This is a genomic window from Streptomyces sp. NPDC020742, from assembly GCF_040641675.1.
Lineage (GTDB): Bacteria > Actinomycetota > Actinomycetes > Streptomycetales > Streptomycetaceae > Streptomyces.
Window position 1 is genome coordinate 23,678 of the sequence record NZ_JBFAEA010000011.1, and the last position, 17,176, is coordinate 40,853.

Annotated in this window: 13 protein-coding genes; 10 read left to right on the plus strand and 3 right to left on the minus strand. The window is 71.3% G+C overall.

Features of this window, described 5'->3' with window-relative positions:
- The first annotated feature begins 24 nt into the window (after positions 1–24).
- The gene (ggt, locus tag AB0G84_RS20100; RefSeq protein ID WP_361322126.1) at positions 25–1,848 is read left to right on the plus strand and encodes a gamma-glutamyltransferase; all 1,824 of its coding nucleotides are present in this window, start codon (positions 25–27) and stop codon (positions 1,846–1,848) included.
- A gap of 149 nt (positions 1,849–1,997) precedes the next feature.
- Positions 1,998–3,494, plus strand: a complete 1,497-nt coding sequence (locus AB0G84_RS20105) for an amidase (RefSeq protein WP_361322128.1) — start codon at positions 1,998–2,000, stop codon at positions 3,492–3,494.
- Here AB0G84_RS20105 and AB0G84_RS20110 read toward each other — a convergent pair.
- Positions 3,478–3,624 (minus strand): hypothetical protein, encoded by a 147-nt coding sequence (locus AB0G84_RS20110; RefSeq protein WP_361322572.1) that lies wholly within the window; start codon positions 3,622–3,624, stop codon positions 3,478–3,480. The genes AB0G84_RS20105 and AB0G84_RS20110 overlap by 17 nt on opposite strands.
- A gap of 129 nt (positions 3,625–3,753) precedes the next feature.
- Entirely contained in the window at positions 3,754–4,383 is a 630-nt protein-coding gene (locus tag AB0G84_RS20115; RefSeq protein ID WP_361322131.1) for an MFS transporter, read from the minus strand.
- Positions 4,384–4,468: 85 nt separating this feature from the next.
- Here AB0G84_RS20115 and AB0G84_RS20120 point away from each other — a divergent pair, with 85 nt between their 5' ends.
- Both AB0G84_RS20120 and AB0G84_RS20125 read left to right on the plus strand, forming a co-directional pair.
- The gene (locus AB0G84_RS20120; RefSeq protein WP_361322134.1) at positions 4,469–5,311 is read left to right on the plus strand and encodes a nitrilase-related carbon-nitrogen hydrolase; all 843 of its coding nucleotides are present in this window, start codon (positions 4,469–4,471) and stop codon (positions 5,309–5,311) included.
- 50 nt (positions 5,312–5,361) lie between these two features.
- Entirely contained in the window at positions 5,362–6,630 is a 1,269-nt protein-coding gene (locus tag AB0G84_RS20125) for an aspartate aminotransferase family protein (RefSeq protein WP_361322543.1), read from the plus strand.
- 139 nt (positions 6,631–6,769) lie between these two features.
- On the opposite strand, the gene AB0G84_RS20130 is transcribed toward AB0G84_RS20125, so the two are convergent.
- Positions 6,770–7,654 (minus strand): ABC transporter substrate-binding protein, encoded by an 885-nt coding sequence (locus AB0G84_RS20130; protein WP_361322137.1) that lies wholly within the window; start codon positions 7,652–7,654, stop codon positions 6,770–6,772.
- 298 nt (positions 7,655–7,952) lie between these two features.
- Here AB0G84_RS20130 and hydA point away from each other — a divergent pair, with 298 nt between their 5' ends.
- The 6 genes from hydA (at position 7,953) to AB0G84_RS20160 (ending at position 17,099) form a co-directional block, all read left to right on the plus strand.
- Positions 7,953–9,362, plus strand: coding sequence for a dihydropyrimidinase (gene hydA / locus AB0G84_RS20135; protein WP_361322140.1), 1,410 nt, complete (start codon positions 7,953–7,955; stop codon positions 9,360–9,362).
- A gap of 96 nt (positions 9,363–9,458) precedes the next feature.
- Positions 9,459–10,460, plus strand: coding sequence for a TIGR03842 family LLM class F420-dependent oxidoreductase (locus tag AB0G84_RS20140; protein WP_361322143.1), 1,002 nt, complete (start codon positions 9,459–9,461; stop codon positions 10,458–10,460).
- A gap of 831 nt (positions 10,461–11,291) precedes the next feature.
- Positions 11,292–12,605, plus strand: a complete 1,314-nt coding sequence (locus AB0G84_RS20145) for a tetratricopeptide repeat protein (RefSeq protein WP_361322146.1) — start codon at positions 11,292–11,294, stop codon at positions 12,603–12,605.
- Positions 12,602–14,653: a M3 family metallopeptidase gene (locus tag AB0G84_RS20150; protein ID WP_361322149.1), complete on the plus strand. Its 2,052-nt coding sequence runs from the start codon at positions 12,602–12,604 to the stop codon at positions 14,651–14,653. The genes AB0G84_RS20145 and AB0G84_RS20150 overlap by 4 nt, the downstream gene beginning before the upstream one ends.
- Positions 14,650–15,894: an HEXXH motif-containing putative peptide modification protein gene (locus tag AB0G84_RS20155; protein ID WP_361322152.1), complete on the plus strand. Its 1,245-nt coding sequence runs from the start codon at positions 14,650–14,652 to the stop codon at positions 15,892–15,894. Before AB0G84_RS20150 ends, AB0G84_RS20155 begins: the two co-directional genes overlap by 4 nt.
- The gene (locus tag AB0G84_RS20160) at positions 15,855–17,099 is read left to right on the plus strand and encodes an MFS transporter (RefSeq protein ID WP_361322155.1); all 1,245 of its coding nucleotides are present in this window, start codon (positions 15,855–15,857) and stop codon (positions 17,097–17,099) included. Before AB0G84_RS20155 ends, AB0G84_RS20160 begins: the two co-directional genes overlap by 40 nt.
- Positions 17,100–17,176 lie beyond the last annotated feature (77 nt).

Sequence of the window (17,176 nt, forward strand, 5' to 3'; positions counted from 1 at the left end):
AACGCCTTGGAGGAAACCCCGGTTATGACCAGAGCCCGACGTCTCACCGTCCTGGGAGCGGCCGCCGCGCTGACCGGCTCCCTGGTGGCGTTCCCGGCCGCCGCCGAGACCACCGCGCCCCCGCACCCCGCACCCCGCGCACCCTTGGCCACCCCCGACAAGACGCCGGTCGCCGTCGGGTCCGGCGGGGCGGTCTCCAGCGTCGACCCGGACGCCTCGGCCGCCGGCATAGCCGTGCTCAAGAAGGGCGGCAACGCGGTGGACGCCGCGGTCGCCACCGCCGCCGCGCTGGGCGTCACCGAGCCCTACTCCGCGGGCGTCGGAGGCGGCGGCTACTTCGTCTACTACAACGCCAGGACCCACAGCGTCCGCACCCTCGACGGCCGGGAGACCGCCCCGCGCTCCGCCGGCAAGGACCTCTTCCTGGAGAACGGCAAGCCGATACCGTTCGACCAGGCCGTGACCAGCGGACTGGGCGTCGGCACCCCCGGTACCCCCGCCACCTGGGACACCGCCCTGCGCACCTGGGGCAGCCGCTCCCTCGGCGACGTGCTGCGCCCCGCCCAGCGGCTGGCCGCCCGCGGCTTCACCGTCGACGAGACCTTCCGCAAGCAGACCGCCGACAACGAGGCGCGCTTCCGCGACTTCCCGGCGACCGCGGACCTCTTCCTGCCCGGCGGCAAGCTGCCGGTGGTGGGCTCGACCCTGAAGAACCCCGATCTGGCCCGTACGTACCAGGAGTTGGGCCGGCACGGCGTGGCCGCGCTCTACCGGGGCGCGCTGGGCCGGGACCTCGTCCGTACGGTCAACCGGCCGCCGGTGCGCGCCGGCTCCCCGCGCACCGTACGGCCCGGCCACCTCACCACGGCCGACCTGCGGGCCTACCGCACCCTGAGCCACCCGCCCACCCACACCACCTACCGCGGCCTGGACGTCTACGGCATCGGCCCGTCCTCCTCCGGCGGCACCAGCATCGCCGAGGCGCTCAACATCCTGGAGAAAAGCAACCTCTCCCGGATGACCGAGAAGCAGTTCCTGCACCGCTACATCGAGGCCAGCCGGATCGCCTTCGCCGACCGCGGCCGCTGGGTCGGTGACCCGGCCTCCGAGGACGTACCGGTCAAGGGCCTGACCTCGAAGCGGTTCGCCGCCGCCCGGGAGTGCCTGATCCACGACGACAAGGCGCTGACCAGCCCGCTCGCCCCCGGCGACCCGCGCCATCCCGCGCGCTGCGCCGCCGCCGACAAGGCCGCCCCCACGACGTACGAGGGCCAGAACACCACCCATCTCACCGTCGCCGACAAATGGGGCAACATCGTCGCCTACACCCTGACGATCGAACAGACCGGCGGCAGCGGCATCGTCGTCCCCGGCCACGGCTTCCTACTCAACAACGAGCTGACCGACTTCTCCTTCGCGCCGGCCGACCCGGCGGTCCACGACCCGAACCTCCCGGGCCCCGGTAAGCGTCCCCGCTCGTCCATCTCCCCGACGGTCGTGCTGCACCACGGGCGGCCGGTGCTGGCACTGGGCTCGCCCGGCGGCGCCACCATCATCACCACCGTGCTGCAGACCCTGCTCAACCACCTGGACCGCGGGATGCCGCTGGTCGACGCGATCGCCGCCCCCCGCGCCAGCCAGCGCAACGCCGCGGCCACCGAGCTCGAACCCGCCCTGTGGAACAGCCCGCTGCGCCCGCAACTCGAAGCGCTCGGGCACACCTTCAAACAGAACCCGGAGATCGGGGCGGCGACCGGCATCCAGCGGCTGCCGGACGGCCGCTGGCTGGCCGCGGCCGAACGGGTCCGCCGCGGCGGTGGCTCGGCGATGGTGGTCCACCACTCCTGACCGCCCGTGCGGGCGGCGCACGCCCGCTGTGTGCCGTCCGTGTGTCGTCGATGTGCCGCGCCGCGCGGCATCGTTGATGGGCGTCGCGGTGGCGATTAGCCTCCTGGGACCGTTCGTTCGAATGAGCGGTCCCAGGGAGGGCACGCAGCGTGAGCGTTGACGAGAGCCAGGAGAGCGCGGCCGGGGTCCCGGCCGGAAGTGCCGGTACGACGGCCGGTGAGTGGGAGGGGCTGGCCGAGCAGGCGCGGGCACTGGCCGAGGGACGGGTGTCCTCGGCCGCCCTGGTCCGCCGGTCGCTGGAGCGCATCGAGGCCACCCAGGGCACCGTCAACGCCTTCCGGCGGGTACGGGCCGAGGCGGCACTGGACGACGCCGCCGCGGCCGACCGCAGGCTGGCGGCCGGGGAGCGGCTGCCGCTGCTCGGGGTGCCGGTCGCGGTCAAGGACGACACCGACGTGGCGGGCGAGCCGACCGCGTTCGGCTGCGCCGGGGAGTTCCCGCCCAAGGAGCGCGACGCCGAGGTCGTACGGCGGCTGCGGGCGGCCGGCGCGATCATCGTCGGCAAGACCAACGCGTGCGAGCTGGGCCAGTGGCCGTTCACCGAGGGCCCGGCCTTCGGCGACACCTGCAACCCCTGGAACCTCGCGCACACCCCGGGCGGCTCGTCCGGGGGCTCGGCCGCCGCGGTCGCGGCCGGACTGGTACCCGCCGCGCTGGGCACCGACGGCGCCGGTTCGGTCCGGATCCCCGCCGCCTGGTCGCACCTGGTCGGCATCAAGCCGCAGCGCGGCCGGATCTCCACCTGGCCCGACCCCGAGTCCTTCCAGGGCATCACCGGCATCGGACCGCTGGCCCGTACGGTCGAGGACGCGGCGCTGCTGCTGGACGTGGCGAGCGGCAACCACGACGGTGATCTGCACCGGCCGCCGGCCATCGAGGCCCGTGCGGCGGCCGGCCGCGACCCCGGGCGGCTGCGCATCGCGCTCTCCTGGAAGCCCGCGCAGACCTTCACCCGCAAGCCGCTGCACCCGGACGTCCGGGCCGCGGTCACCGGGGTGGCCCGGAAACTGGCCGGCCTCGGCCACTTCGTCGAGGAGGCCGAGCCGGACTACGGACTGGTCGGGCTGGCCTTCGTGCCGCGGGCGACGGTCGGGGTGGGGGAGTGGGCGGCCCGGGTCCCCGACCGCTCGCTGTTGGACCCTCGTACGCGGGCGGCGGCGCGGCTGGGCCGGCTGCTCGGCGGCCCCGTCCTGCGTCGGGCCCGCGCCGTCGAGAGGCGTCAACAGCAGCGCATCGGCGCCCTGTTCGGGCCGTACGACGTCCTCCTGACGCCGACCACCGCCACCCCGCCGCCGCGCATCGGCACCCTCGCCGGGCTCAGCGGCTGGCGTACGGATCAAGCCATGATCGCCGCGTGCCCGTACGCCTGGCCGTGGAACGTCCTCGGCTGGCCGGGCGTGAGCGTCCCCGCGGGCCTCAGCGCCGACGGGCTGCCGCTGGGCGCCCAGCTCCTCGGCCCGTCGCACAGCGAGCCCCGGCTGGTCTCGCTGGCCGCGCAGCTACAGGACGCCCTGCGCTGGCACGAGCGGCGGCCGCCCGGCCACCCGGAGGAGCGCGCGGCGGCCCCGGTCACCCCAGGAGCCTGAGCACCGCCTCGGTGGTGTCGGTCCCGCCCAGCCGCGGGAAGATCCGCTCCAGGCTGTTGTGGTGCGCCGCCTCGGCCAGGTCGCATCGCGTCGGTGACGAGGGTGACGTGGTGGGGATCGGGCGGTTCACGCCTCGCGTGGGGCCCGCAGGGTGTGGTCCGCGAGGGTCAGGACGAGCCGCAGCAGACCCAGGACGAGGCAGGTCAGGGCGAGGGGCGCAGGCCGGAGTCGGCGGCCCGCGGCCCGTAGACCAGCCCGATCAGGCCGGCGGCGGTGAGCGCGCCGAGGTACTGGGCGGTGCGCTGCGGCCCGGCCGCCGCGCCCACACCGTCGGCCGGGGCCTGGGCGTAGACCGCGGCCTGGATCCCGGTGGACGCCAGGCCCTGCGGAACGCCGAAGAGCGTGGCGGCCGGCCGAGCACCCGGCGCGGGGTGCGGCGGCCCATCCTCCGGGACTCGGCGCGGAGCATCGCCATCGCCGCGGGGAGGGGGGCCGCCGCGGTGCCGATGCCGAGGACGAACCGGGAGGCGATCAGCAGGGTGAAGGTCGGCGCCAGTGCGCCGATGAGGCCCGCGGCGCAGGCGCACAGCGCGCCGGCGAGGAAGACCGGGCGCGGGCCGGTGCGGTCGGCCGGCCGCCCCATCGAGGGCTGCGGCACCGGGCTGGAGAGGTACAGCGCGGAGATCAGCCGGGCGGTCCGTGCGGCGCCGACGTGGAAGTCCCGGCCGATGGCCACCAGCGAGGTGGCGATCATCGTCGCGTTGACGGGATGGAGCGGCGAGCCCAGCAGCAGCGGGGTCATCAGCCGGGCGCCGGAGGCGCGGTCGGCGCCCGGGGGCGAGGCCTTCGCTCCTCCGGGGGCGCGCCACGGGAGAGATGGTCTTGCCACGGTGCGTGACGGGGCTTACGGTCGCCTCCACCCGTGGAGATCCCCGCGTGGGGCCGCAGGCTGACGCATCGACAAGGAGCAGCTCATGGCCGATGTTGTGCGTGCCGCACTGGTCCAGGCGACCTGGACCGGCGACACCGAATCGATGATCGCGAAGCATGAGGAGTACGCCAGAGCCGCGGCCGCGCAGGGCGCGAAGGTGATCGGCTTCCAGGAGGTGTTCAACGCCCCCTACTTCTGCCAGGTCCAGGACCCGGAGCACTACCGCTGGGCCGAGCCGGTGCCCGACGGGCCGACCGTGCGGAGGATGCAGGACCTCGCCCGCGAGACCGGCATGGTCATCGTCGTCCCGGTCTTCGAGGTCGAGCAGTCCGGCTTCTACTACAACACCGCGGCCGTGATCGACGCCGACGGCACGGTGCTGGGCAGCTACCGCAAGCACCACATCCCGCAGGTCAAAGGCTTCTGGGAGAAGTTCTACTTCAAGCCGGGCAACGCCGGCTGGCCGGTCTTCGACACCGCCGTCGGCAAGGTCGGGGTCTACATCTGCTACGACCGGCACTTCCCGGAAGGCTGGCGGCAGTTGGGCCTCAACGGCGCCCAGCTGGTCTACAACCCCTCGGCCACCTCCCGCGGCCTGTCCGCCTACCTGTGGAAGCTGGAGCAGCCCGCCGCGGCCGTCGCCAACGAGTACTTCATCGCGGCGATCAACCGGGTCGGCGTGGAGGAGTACGGCGACAACGACTTCTACGGCACCAGCTACTTCGTTGACCCGCGCGGACAGTTCGTCGGCGAGGTCGCCAGCGACTCCAAGGAGGAACTGGTCGTCCGCGACCTGGACTTCGGGCTGATCGACGAGGTCCGCCAGCAGTGGGCGTTCTACCGCGACCGCCGTCCCGACGCCTACGACGGGCTGGTGCAGCCGTGACCCACACCGCACACGAAGGCCCCGGCCTGCACGCCCGCCACCAGGCCGTGATGCCCTCCTGGCTCAGCCTCTACTACGAGCGGCCGCTGGAGCTCACCCACGGCGAGGGCCGCCATGTCTGGGACGCCGAGGGCAACCGCTATCTCGACTTCTTCGGCGGCATCCTCACCACCATGACGGCGCACGCCCTGCCCGAGGTGACCAAGGCCGTCGCCGAGCAGGCCGGCCGGATCATCCACACCTCCACGCTCTACCTCTCCCGCCCCATGGTGGAGCTGGCGGAGCGGATCGCGGCGCTCTCCGGCATCCCCGACGCCCGGGTCTTCTTCACCACCTCCGGCACCGAGGCCAATGACGCAGCCCTCCTCCTGGCCACCGCCCACCGCCGGTCCAACCAGATCCTGGCGATGCGCAACAGCTACCACGGCCGGTCCTTCTCCACCGTCGGCATCACCGGCAACCAGAGCTGGTCGCCCACCAGCCTCTCGCCCCTCCAGACGCTCTACGTCCACGGCGGGGTGCGCACCCGCGGCCCGTACGCGGAGCTCGGTGACCGCGACTACCTCGCGGCCTGCGTCGCCGACCTGGAGGACATGCTCCAGCAGACCGCCGGCGGCATCGCCGCGCTGATCGCCGAGCCCGTCCAGGGCGTCGGCGGCTTCACCGCACCGCCGGACGGCCTCTACGCCGCGTTCCGCGAGGTGCTGGCCCGGCACGGCATCCTGTGGATCAGCGACGAGGTGCAGACCGGCTGGGGCCGCACCGGCGACCACTTCTGGGGCTGGCAGGCGCACGCCGACAACGGCCCGCCGGACCTCCTCACCTTCGCCAAGGGCATCGGCAACGGCATGTCCATCGGCGGGGTGGTCGGCCGCGCCGAGGTGATGAACGCGCTCACCGCCAACTCCATCTCCACCTTCGGCGGCAGCCCGGTCACCATGGCCGCCGGCCTGGCCAACCTCAACTACCTGCTCGAACACGACCTCCAGGGCAACGCCCGGCGGGTCGGCGGACTGCTCATCGAGCGGCTGCGGGCGGTCACCGCGGGCCTCGACGTGGTCCGCGAGGTACGCGGCCGGGGCCTGATGATCGGCCTCGAACTCGTCCGGCCCGGCACCGACGAGCGCTCGCCGGAGGCCGCGTCACTGGCCCTGGAGGCCGCCCGGGAGCGCGGCCTGCTGATCGGCAAGGGCGGCCAGGGCGGCGCCTCGCTGCGGATCGCGCCCCCGATGACGCTGACCGTCGCGGAGGCGGAGGAGGGCGCCCGCCTCCTCGCGGAGGCGCTGGGGTCCGCCCAGCGGACGCTGTCCGGGACGTAACGAGACCGCGTCGCTCGACGGGGCTAGCGGACCATCGCCGTCCTCCGGGCTCAGCGGACCACCGCCGTCCTACGGGCGGGGCGGCGAGCACCGCCGTCCCGCCCGGCCGTGCCTCCGGGGCTCCCGGGGGAAGGTGGCGTCAAGCCGTGGCCGCGGCGTCCCGGACCGCGTCGGCGACCCGCGTGAAGAACCGGGTGTGGGCCCGCCGGCTGCACGACGCCTCCGGGTTCCACGGCAGCAGCCGGGCCCGGTCCTCAAGCGCCCGCCAGTGCGGATCGCTCCGGAGGGCCTCGGGGCGGGCGGCGTTGCCCCGTACGTCCATCAGGACCAGGTCGGGGGCCGGCTCCGCGGCCTCCGCCCAGCCGACCGTGGACCAGTTCACCCCGCCGCTCGGGGCCGGCTCCAGCAGGTTGACGCCGTGCTCGGCCAGCGCCCGCAGATCGGGCCAGGCGCTGGGCCGGGCCAGGTGCACCCGCTCGGGGCCCGCGGCGGACAGCGCCAGCACCCGGGGCCGTGCCGTACCGCCGGTCGCCTGCCGCAGCGCGTCCTCCGCGGCGTCCAACTCCCGTGCCGAGCCCCGTGGTTCGCCCTGTCCCAGCGAGCCGGCCAGCGCCGCGAACCGCTCCCGGACCTCGGGCAGGCTCCGGCCCGGGCCCACCGCGACGGTGGCGACCGGGACGTGCAGCTCCAGCTCCAGCGCGGTCTTCGGCTCCAGGCCGTAGACCTGCTCGCCGTCGTAGGTCACCGCCACCACGAGGTCCGGATCCGGCTCCAGCAGGGTGTCCGGGTGCAGCCCGGCACCCGCGCCGAGGTACGGGATCTCCGCCAGCGGCAGTTCACCGCCCTTGGCGGGGTCGGGGGAGGCGCCGTCGTGCGGGGACCCGAAGACCGCCGCCGGGCGTATCCCGTGGTCCCACAGCGTCGCCCCCGCCTGGAGGTAGGCGACGATCCGCAACGGCCGGCTCCCGGCCACCACCAGGCGCCCCCGGTCGTCGGAGAATTCCCATGGCGTGTTCCGCTCCATGACCTGCCGCCCCTCCGTGCGCTGAATGTCGTCGTATGTCGTCCGTCCTGATGAAGTGGCGCACGCGAGGATTGCCCGCCAGCGTCGGCGGATACCTGCCCATCCGGCCACCCCCGCACCCCCGGGAGCGGGCCCGGGTTGAACCGGGCGGCTGATCGTCGGGGCAACACGTACCGCCCCATTGATCACCCGTCACGGTATTGCCACGGTGGGTGACATGCTTCTACGGTGTCTCCTTCTCCGACCGGAATCTACGGGTGTAGACCAGCTGTGACGTGGCGTCAGGTAGGGAGCTGAGATGGTGAACCGTACGGTCGTCCAGGGCGGACTGGTGATCACCGCCGCCGATGAGATCCACGCCGATGTCCTGATCGAGGACGGCCGGGTCGCCGCCCTCGCCGCACACGGAAGTCCCTGGGCCGAGGGCTGGCGGGAGTCCGCCGACCGCGTCCTGGACGCCACCGGCAAGTACGTCATCCCGGGCGGCGTGGACGCCCACACCCACCTGGACTTCCCGTTCGGCGGGACGTTCTCCTCCGACGACTTCGAGACCGGTACCCGCGCCGCGGCCTGGGGCGGCACCACCACCATCGTCGACTTCGCGGTCCAGTCCCGCGGCGCCTCGCTCCGCGCCGGCCTGGACACCTGGCACGCCAAGTCCGACGCCAAGTGCGCGGTCGACTACGCCTTCCACATGATCCTCTCCGACGTCAACGAGCAGACCCTCAAGGAGATGGACCTCCTGGTGGCCGAAGGCGTCACCTCGTTCAAGCTGTTCACCGCCTATCCCGGGGTCTTCTACAGCGACGACGGGCAGATCCTGCGCGCCATGCAGCGCTCCGCCGGCAACGGCGGACTGGTGATGATGCACGCCGAGAACGGCATCGCCATCGACGTCCTGGTCGAACAGGCGCTGGCCGAGGGCCGCACCGACCCGCGCTACCACGGCGAGGTCCGCCACGTCCTGCTGGAGGCCGAGGCCACCCACCGCACCATCCAGTTGGCCCGGGTCGCCGGCGCACCGCTCTACGTCGTCCATGTCTCCGCCGAGGAGGCCGTTGCCGAGATCGCCCAGGCCCGCGACAAGGGCCTGAACGTCTTCGGCGAGACCTGCCCGCAGTACCTGTTCCTGTCCACCGACAACCTCGCCGAGCCGGACTTCGAGGGCGCCAAGTACGTCTGCTCCACGCCGCTGCGGCCGCGCGAGCACCAGGCGGCGCTGTGGCGCGGGCTGCGCACCAACGACCTCCAGGTCGTCTCCACCGACCACTGCCCCTTCTGTTTCGCGGGCCAGAAGGAGCTCGGCCGGGGCGACTTCTCCAAGATTCCCAACGGGATGCCCGGGATCGAGAACCGTATGGACCTGCTCCACCAGGGCGTTGTGGAGGGGCGGATCAGCCGCCGCCGCTGGATCGAGATCGCCTGCGCCTCCCCGGCCCGGATGTTCGGCCTCTACCCGAAGAAGGGCACCCTCGCCCCCGGCTCCGATGCCGACCTGGTCATCTACGACCCGCACGCGGAGCAGACTGTCTCCGCCGAGACCCACCACATGAACGTCGACTACTCGGCGTACGAGGGCAAACGGCTCACCGGACAGGTCGAGACGGTCCTCTCGCGCGGCGAACTCGTCATCGACCGGCGTGAGTTCACCGGTCGCGCGGGGCACGGCCAGTACATCCCCCGGGGCACCTGCCAGTACCTCATGTGAGGCAGCCAGGGCCGTCCCAGCAGTCAGCCGAGGCCGTCCAGCCAGTCAAGGCCGTCCAGCCAGTCAAGGCCGTCAAGGCAGTTAAGGAGCGCCACTGTGGACTTCGGAGTTGTCCTGCAGGCCGACCCGCCTGCTTCCGCCGTCGTCGACCTGATGCGCCGCGCCGAGCGCCAGGGCTTCCGCTACGGCTGGACCTTCGACTCGGCCGTTCTGTGGCAGGAACCGTTCGTCATCTACAGCCGCATCCTGGAACACACCAAGCGCCTGATCGTCGGCCCCATGGTCACCAACCCCTCCACCCGCACCCCCGAGGTCACCGCCTCCACCTTCGCCACCCTCAACGAGATGTACGGCAACCGCACCGTCTGCGGCATCGGCCGCGGCGACTCGGCGATGCGAGTGGCCGGACGGCCGCCGAACACCCTGGCCCGGCTCGGCGAGGCGATCGGCACCATCCGTGACCTGGCCGAGGGCCGGGAGGCGGAGGTCGGCGGGCACCGCATCAAGATCCCCTGGATCAAGAACGGCAGGCTGCCGGTGTGGATGGCCGCCTACGGCCCCAAGGCCCTTGCCATGACGGGGCAGTTGGCCGACGGCTTCATCCTCCAGCTCGCCGACCCCTTCCTCACCGAGTGGATGATCAAGGCCGTGCGGCAGGCCGCGGCGGACGCCGGTCGCGATCCGTCCGCCGTGACGATCTGCGTGGCCGCACCCGCCTACGTGGGCGACGACCTCGACCACGCCCGCCAGCAGTGCCGCTGGTTCGGTGGGATGGTCGGCAACCACGTCGCCGACCTCGTCGCCCGCTACGGCGCACACTCCGGCATGGTCCCCGACGAGCTCACCGACTACATCAAGGCCCGCAAGGGGTACGACTACTCGCACCACGGTCGGGCGGACAACCCCGACACCGGCTTCGTACCGGACGCCATCGTCGACCGCTTCTGCCTGCTCGGCCCGGTGTCCGCCCACATCGAGAAGCTGCGCCGGCTGCAGGACCTCGGCGTCGACCAGTTCGCGGTCTACGCCATGCACGACGCCAAGGAATCCACCATCGACGCCTACGGAGCAGAGATCCTCCCGGCGTTCGCCGACTGAGCAGGGGTCTTCCTCTCTGGCCGTGGGGTGCGTACGGCCGGATGGTCCGGTGCGTACGGGGTGGCGGGACGACCCGGCCGTACGGCCGGGAGCGCGGTGCCGCGCCGCCGGCGGTGATGTCGGTGGCAGCGGAGCCTTTGGGCTCACTCGGTGGCGTCGGACTCGTGGCTCTGGGGCTCCTGCTGGGCCCCGCCACCACCCTGGCCATCCATGCGACGGGGCAGCAGTTGTGCAGGGGCGCCAGGAGTCCCGTTGCAGGACATGAAGGCGGAGCGGGTGTGACGAGGGTCACTTTCTTTGGCCTTGGTCGACCCATCGCCCTGCGTGGCGCGCATTGACCCCAGACCGGGGGGTCGGGTGCGGGGTGCGTATGGATGCCCTTCCGGGAAACCCCTGACTCGCGGCTGGGCGGTTCGTTACCTGATCACAACCTGGAGGCGGTGATCAAACCGATGCATTGCCCCTCTTGTGCCCGGCACCGGAGCCCAGCCTTCCGTCAACTCATAAAAAAATCAGGCCACTTGAGGACCTCAAGGGCGCAATTTATGTTCGGGGTACTTCCGGATCCCCGGAGGTACTTCTCACTTCAGGAGGTTCAGAAATGAACGCCGAGCAGATCACCGAGGTTGAGGTCGAGACCGACGAGCTGGCCGAGGAGTTCGGTCTCACGGTCTCGGGCGTGGCCTACTACGCGCCGGCCGTCTGATCTTCAACCAGGTGACCTCGCCCACCTAGTCACAGGCGGGCTGCCGATGGCCGCAAGGGGGTCAACTCCCCCTTGCGGCCGTCGTGCTTCACATCGCACAAGAGATCACGACAGAGGAGTTGCCGGTGGAGAAGTTTCTGCGCACCAAGGGGACCATCCAGCACCTGGCCCCGATGGAAGAGCCACCGCAGGACACCTTCGTCCCCGAGCCGACACCTCGCTCGCGTCAACTGCTCGGCCCGTACTTCGATCTGGAGACCCCCGGCGGCCCGCTGCACGCCCAGTGCACCGCCGAAGTCGGCCGCCGCCTGGCCGAGGGCCTGCCCATCCCCGTCTACCAGATCGCCTCTCTGGGACTGCTGCGCGAGGCCCTGAAGGCGGAGCAGCCCGAGCAGCCCAACCCGGAAGACCCCCGCGACCTTCCCGAGGCCGTGCGGTCGGCCCCCTGGAAACATCTGTGCGGCATGGCCGACAACTGGGCCGGCCTGTCCAGCGCCGACCGGTCCCGCCTGGTGACCGCGCTGGCCAAGCTCGGATTCTGGCAGACCATCGCCGACCTCGTACCCCCCGACGGTAGCGGCAGCAGTCTCGACGCCCTGCGGCTGGCCTACTTCCGGCACAACGCCGCCGCGCAGCTCGCTCCGGATGCCAAGAGCGCGGCAGCGGCGTTCGTGCGGGCTCGCAGGGTGATGGAGACCATCGCCCGGTGCAAGGACTTCGACCCAGCCGTGCGGTACGGGGCCGCCGCCCACATGATCGTGCTGTGCGCGAAGGGCGACAAGGACAAGGCGCTGGCGGACATGCGGCACTGGCTCAAGGCCGCCGATGAGGTCGCTGACCAGGCCGGGAAGGAGATAGCGCCCCTGCATGTCTCGATCTACTGGCGCGGCGTCGCGTTCATCCCGTTCTTCGAGGGCAACCATGCCGAGGTCAAGCGGCAGTTGGAACTCGCGGAGAAGTACGCCATGGAAGCCGTGGCGGCCGCGGACGCCGATACCCGACTGCTGGCGCTGGAGAACGTCCACCCGGTGCTGGAGACCTCCGGCCGCTCGGCAAAGGCGCGCGGAGACATCGAGGGCGCGGAGCAGTTCTACCGGCGTATGACCGAGTGGGACCCGCTCGACCCCAAGGCCCACGTGCGCCTAGCCGACTTCCTCATGGGCGAGAGCCGCGTCCCCGAGGCCCGCGACGCCTACCGTACTGCGGCACGCCTGGGCGCGCCGTACGCGTCCTACGCGCACTGCCAGGCCGCTCGCTGCTCCATTCGACTGGAACAGGCCGAGCAGGCCCACGGCGCGCTGGTGGCTTCGGCGTCGCTCGACCGACAGGCCCTGTCCCCGCTGATTCTGCTTCGGGACATCTGCACCACTGAGGCGGTCGCCCCGCTCAAGGAATGGGCCGTGAACGAGCTGGCCACCCGCATGCGGGAAGCCCGTTGAACCCGAATCCGCTTCTGGGGCCCTCCGGCGCGTACGGGATTCAGCCGTTCTCCGACATCCGCCCCGAGCACTACGTGCCAGCGTTGGAGCAGGCCATCGCTGAGCGGGAGCGCCGGATCACCGCTGTCGCGGAGAGCGCGGAGCCCCCCGGCTTCGCCAACACGATCGAGGCGCTCGACCTCTCGGGCGTCCAGGTGCAGTACATCCACGACGCGTTCACCCATCAGGTGACCGCCGGAGGATGCGCGGAGCTGGCCAGCCTGGAGCGCGACATCGCGGTCCTCCTCTCCCGCCACGAGGGGCGGATCGTGCGTAACCAGCGGCTGGTCTCCCGCATCGATGCCGTCTACGCCCAGCGCGGCCGGATCGCTGAGCCCCAGGCGCGCGCACTCACCGAGTTCTGGTGGCGGCGGGTGCGGCGGGCCGGGGCCATGCTGCCCGCCGGCATCGCCCGCGAACTGGGTTCGGTGAACCGTGAGCTCTCCCGTGAGTGCGCCGCCTACCGGCAGGAACTGATCCGGGGCATGCACGCCAACGCCCTTGTGGTGGAAGGGCAGGTCGCCCTGCACGGCCTGCCGGACGACCAGATGGCGGCCGCGGCCGAAGAGGCATCCCGGAGAGGGAAGCCCGCGCCCTGGCATGTGCTGCCTCTCGCCTCTGCCACCAGCCAGCCGGCACTCGCTCACCTCCAAGACCGCGAGACCCGCAGGCTCCTGCTGGAGAAATCGCTCGGCCGGGGGGCGGGCAACGAGGAACGGGCCGGGCGGATCGCCCTGTTGCGAGCCCGCCAAGCTCGCATCCTGGGCTATCCGACCTTCGCGGCGTGGGCGACAGAGGAGCAGACGACGGGAACTCCGGAGGCGGTGGAGGCCATGTTCCACCGCCTGACCGAACCGCTCCTGCACGCGGCGCGAGAAGAGCGGCGCGATCTGGAGGCCGCGGCAGGACACCGGATCCAGGCATGGGACTGGGCTCACTACGCGGCAACGGTGGCCCGGGGGAACAACGGGCCGGCAGCGGAAATCCGCGCGTACTTCGAGCTGGATGCCGTCATCACCCGCGGTTTGTTCCACAGTGCGCGCATCCTGTACGGGCTGGAATTCGAAGAGCGGCACGACATCCCAGCCCACCATCCCGGAGCCCGCGTCTTCGACGTGACGGACGAGAACGCCAACCCGGTCGGCCTCTATCTGGTCGATGCCCACACCCGGCCAGGCAAACGAGGCGGCGCGTGGACCGGGATACTCCGCCCCCAGGCGCACGCCACCGGAACACGGCCAGTCGTGGTGAACACCTTCAACTTCGCCCCGCCAGGGCAAGGACGTCCCTGCCTGCTCGAAGCATCCGAAGTCGTCACCCTCTTCCATGAATTCGGCCACGCCCTGCACGCTCTGCTCTCCGACGTCCAGTACCCCGCGCACTCGGCCCCCGGTGTTCCCCGCGACTTCTCAGAGGCACCCGCGCAGGTCTACGAGACCTGGGCCTTCCACCCACAACTCCTCAACCACTACGCCCGGCATCACCTCACCGGACAGCCTCTGCCCCAGGAGTGGATCAAGCACCTGAACGAGCAGCGCAGCACCGGCGGCGTGCACATGCTGGTGGAGATCCTTGGCGCAGCCGTGGTCGACTGGGCCTGGCACACTCTCCCCGACGGGGAGGCATCCGGCGTGGACGCCGCGCGGATCGAGGCGCAGGGCGCCGCCCGCTGGGGCCTGCACACGCTGCCCGAGATTCCGCCCCGTTACCGGTCCGGCTACTTCGACCACGTCTTTCACGGCCCCTACGGCGCGGGCTTCTACTCCTACCTGTGGTCGGAGATCATCGCTGCAAACCTTGTCGAGGCACTTGAGCAGCGCGGCGGCCTCACCCGCGCAGGCGGCGAGCTGTTCCGCAGGATGCTCGCCGCAGGCGGATCCCGTGACGCGATGGCCATGTTCCGCGAACTCACCGGTCTTGGTCAGCCACGCATCGAGCCCTTCCTTCGTCGGCGCGGACTGCAGGGCACCGCACCGTCACCGCACCCTACGAAGAGGACACCAGCATGAGCAGCATCGACTTCCTGGGCGCCGAGCTCGCCCTCGCGCAGGACGACGATCCCGTCCTGGACGCCTATGTGGCAAAGCTCCGCGCCTCCGTCCCGAAGGTGATCAAGCGACTCGGGCAGCTCGGAGGAGAGCAGACCGAGACCGAGCTGGCCCTCTGGGGGCAGCGGTTCGCCGCTCTGGACGCCGACCAGACGCACCGCATGCTCTCCCACCCGTTCTTCTCCTACCTGTGGCGGCAGCTGATGCTCGCAGCGCAGCGCAAGGACGCCGACTTCGTCCGTACCTGGTCCCGGCACTTCGCGCGGTTTGTCGCCCTCCCCTACGCCACCGGCCCTGGATCGAACACCGCAGGCACCGAGCTGGTCCTGCCCGAGCCGGTCACCGAAGTGCGTTTCCCCGGCGAACCGCATCATCTGGTCTTCGACACCGCCGTGGACCGGCTGGTGATCGGTGAAGGCGGCGACGGGGCGATCCGCGATGGCTCCGCGGTCCTCCCCACCTCCTACGTCCTCGGCGAGAGCGAGCCGCGTCTGGGGAACACGCTACGCATGCGGCGGCCGGTCATCGCTGGAACCGACATCGAGATCGACAACACCGATCCGTGGATCGCCCGTCACTTCACCTCGATGAACTCCCACGAACCGCAGCCCGGTTACCCCCGCTCCGACCTCGCCGTACGAGACGTCAGCGAGGAGAACATCGCCGGCATCTCCCGGGCCTTCGCCCTGATACAGGACGTGTGGCCCGAACTCTCCTCCGAGATCCGTGCCTACACCCGCCTGTTCGTGCCCTACGCCTCGCAATTCCACTCCTCCTTCACCGAGGCGATCTTGATGGGCGCGGTGTTCCTCTCCGAAGCGGCTCAGCCCTTCCACGCCCCCCACTACACCGCCGAGCACCTGCTGCACGAGAACTCCCACCTGCGGCTGATGCTGATCCTGGAACTCGACCCCCTGGTGACGGTCGCCGAAGGCACCACGTTCAACTCCCCCGTCCGCAAGGACGCACGGCCTCTGTGGGGCATGCTCATGGCCGCCCACGCCTTCGCCCGCATCACCGCCTTCCACCGCCGCGCCCACGCACACACCGGCCTGGAGATCCACCGCGAGCTGGCCCAGCAGAACGCCGGTCTGCTCAAGAAGGGCCTCGACGAGATCGAAGGCGAGCCCTCTGCGGCGTTCACCGAGGCAGGCAAGGTGCTGTGGGCGCAGATGCGGGCAGAGACGGAGCAGGCCGCCTGATGGCAGAAACGACCCAGGTGCCGGCGGGCTTCAGGAACCTCATAGCGGACAGAACCGTGAGGCTCCTCGTGATCTGCTCCCTGATCAACTCCGTGGGCTTCTTTTCCATGATTCCCTTCCTCGCGCTCTACCTGGCCGACATCACCTCCCTGCCGCTGGCCGTGATCGGCGCGTTCACCGGCTCGATCGCCCTGGTCGGCGCAGTGGGCGCGCTCGCCGGAGGCGTGATCACCGACCGGGCCGGGGCCGGGAGTCTGTTGCGCGTCGGCTTTGCCCTCTACAGCCTGTTGAGTGCGGCGCTGGCGGTGGTCACCGTGCCGGTGGTGGTGTTGCCGCTGATCGTCTGCCTGGGCGGCGCGCTGATGCTGGTCGGGCCGTCCTTGAAGAAGCTCATGAGCCTCGCCGCAGGAGAGGGCGGCGGGCTCGTGTTCCGGATGCGGTTCATGACCCTGTCGGTGGGCGCCGCACTCGGCCCGCTGCTCGGTGCCGCCGCCTACGGAATCTCCCACCGTGCCCTGTTCGGGGTCTCCGCAGCCCTGTTCGCTCTCTGCCTGGTCCTGGTGCACGCCAGGCGAGGCACACTGGGGGCGCTGGATGTCCGATCGGAGGCCGCTCGCAAGGAGCGCTGGGCGTGGACGCGGTCACTGCGCGACGGGCGGTTCCGACGGGTGCTGATCTCAGCCGTGCTGATAACCCTGGTCTTCGCTCAGTTCGAGTCCATGATCCCCCTCTATCTGAAGGGCGAGGCCGGAGAGGGGGCGCCCACGCTGTTCGCCGTGGTCTTCGCCGTGCACGCTGTCCTCGGCTTCGTCTACCAATGGCCGGCGGAATGGCTCGCCCGGCGCACGTCCATGCCCGTGCAGGCAGCATGGGGCTGTACGGGGTTTGCCGTGTCCTTCGCCTGCTGGGGGGCGTCCGAGGGCCGTCTGTGGGTGTTGCTGGTCGGTGTGCTCGCCTGGACCGTTGGCGAGGCGATCCTCATGCCGATGGCCGACCTCATCACCCACCGCATCGCACCGGACGTGGAGAAGGGGGCCTTCTTTGGGGCTCTGGAAATCCGTTACCTGGGGTTCTTCGCCGGTCCCATCCTTGGTGGCGCACTGCTCGGCAGCGGGACCTGGGTCTACTTCGGCGTGATGGCCGCGGTCTCCTTCGCGTCCTGGCCGGTGCTGCGCTCCCGCTCCCTGCTCCCGGGGGCCCAGTGATGACCACGAGGCCGGTGGTCGACTCCACCGCTTTGCCGGCCTCGCCGCGGCCGAACCAGGCGGCCGGGCCGAAGCGG

Excerpts from the sequence above, each read along its gene's own strand:
- ggt (WP_361322126.1), top strand. The coding sequence starts at position 25 with ATGACCAGAGCCCGACGTCTCACCGTCCTGGGAGCGGCCGCCGCGCTG.
- AB0G84_RS20120 (WP_361322134.1), top strand. The coding sequence starts at position 4,469 with ATGGCCGATGTTGTGCGTGCCGCACTGGTCCAGGCGACCTGGACCGGC.
- AB0G84_RS20125 (WP_361322543.1), top strand. The coding sequence starts at position 5,362 with ATGCCCTCCTGGCTCAGCCTCTACTACGAGCGGCCGCTGGAGCTCACC.
- AB0G84_RS20130 (WP_361322137.1), bottom strand. The coding sequence starts at position 7,654 with ATGGAGCGGAACACGCCATGGGAATTCTCCGACGACCGGGGGCGCCTG.
- hydA (WP_361322140.1), top strand. The coding sequence starts at position 7,953 with ATGGTGAACCGTACGGTCGTCCAGGGCGGACTGGTGATCACCGCCGCC.
- AB0G84_RS20155 (WP_361322152.1), top strand. The coding sequence starts at position 14,650 with ATGAGCAGCATCGACTTCCTGGGCGCCGAGCTCGCCCTCGCGCAGGAC.